The 1583-nt window shown below is 63.9% G+C and carries 1 protein-coding gene; it reads left to right on the forward strand.

The features are described 5' to 3' along the window. A partial coding sequence (ilvA, locus tag LCH65_RS26130; protein WP_226439946.1) for a threonine ammonia-lyase, biosynthetic occupies positions 1 to 1494 on the forward strand: 1494 nt, incomplete at its 5' end. Positions 1495 to 1583 lie beyond the last annotated feature (89 nt).

Raw genomic sequence — 1583 nt, forward strand, 5'->3', positions numbered from 1 at the left:
AAAATCCTCACCTCCCGCGTCTACGACGTTGCCATCGAAACGCCGCTGCAAGGCGCTCGCCAGCTGTCCGAACGGCTGGGCAATCAGGTGCTGCTCAAGCGCGAAGACCTGCAGCCGGTGTTCTCGTTCAAGATTCGCGGCGCGTACAACAAGCTCGCGCAATTGCCCGCAGAGCAGACTGCACGGGGCGTGGTGACGGCATCGGCGGGCAATCATGCCCAGGGCCTGGCGTTGGCGGCACGCGAGTTGGGGATCAAAGCGACCATCGTCATGCCGCGCACCACGCCGGAGATCAAGGTCGAAGGTGTGCGCTCGCGGGGTGCCACCGTGGTGCTGCACGGCGATTCCTTCCCGGAAGCGCTGGCCTACTCGCTGAAGCTGGTCGATGAGCAGGGCTTCGTCTACATCCATCCGTATGACGACCCCGACACCATCGCCGGGCAAGGCACTGTGGCGATGGAGATTCTTCGTCAGCAACCGGGCCAGCTGGATGCGATCTTTGTTCCGGTCGGGGGCGGCGGTCTGATTGCCGGTATCGCGGCGTATGTGAAATACCTGCGCCCGGAGATCAGGGTGATCGGCGTCGAGCCGGACGACTCCAACTGCCTGCAAGCGGCGATGGCCGCCGGGGAGCGCGTGGTGCTGAGCCAGGTCGGACTGTTTGCCGATGGCGTGGCAGTGGCGCAGATCGGCCACCACACCTTCGAAGTGTGCCGCCATTATGTCGATGAAGTGATCACCGTCAGCACCGACGAGATCTGCGCGGCGATCAAGGACATCTACGACGACACCCGTTCGATCACCGAGCCCTCCGGCGCGCTGGGCGTGGCCGGGATCAAGAAATATGTCGAGCAGCGCGGCGTCAGCGGCCAGACGCTGGTGGCGATTGATTCAGGGGCCAACGTCAACTTCGACCGCTTGCGTCACGTGGCCGAGCGCGCCGAACTGGGCGAAGGCCGCGAGGCAATCATTGCGGTGACGATTCCTGAACAACCGGGCAGCTTCAAGGCGTTCTGCGAGGCCATCGGCAAGCGGCAGATCACCGAATTCAACTACCGCTATCACACTGATCGCGAGGCGCATATCTTCGTCGGCGTGCAGACCCATCCCGAGAACGACCCACGCAGCGCCCTGATCGCCAGCCTGACCGGCCAGGGCTTCCCGGTGCTGGACCTGACCGACAACGAACTGGCCAAACTGCATATTCGCCACATGGTTGGCGGGCATGCCGAGCGGGTCAATGATGAAGTGGTGCTGCGCTTCGAGTTCCCGGAGCGACCGGGCGCGCTGTTCAACTTCCTCAACCGTCTGGGCGGCCGCTGGACCATCTCCATGTTCCACTACCGCAACCACGGCGCTGCTGACGGCCGCGTGGTTGCCGGGCTGGTGGTGCCGGAGGAAGAGCGGCATCTGGTGGGTGCTGCGCTGGATGAGATTGGTTACCCGTATTGGGACGAGAGCGAGAACCCGGCGTACAGGCTGTTTCTGGGCTAAGGCCGGGATATCTCGCGTTCCTCACGCTCCGCGTCACAAGAGGACGCAGAGCGTCCAGACCGGCATACCCACGCGGAGCATGGGCACGA

Source organism: Pseudomonas sp. MWU16-30316, from assembly GCF_020515645.1.
GTDB classification, from domain to species: Bacteria; Pseudomonadota; Gammaproteobacteria; order Pseudomonadales; family Pseudomonadaceae; genus Aquipseudomonas; species Aquipseudomonas cerasi.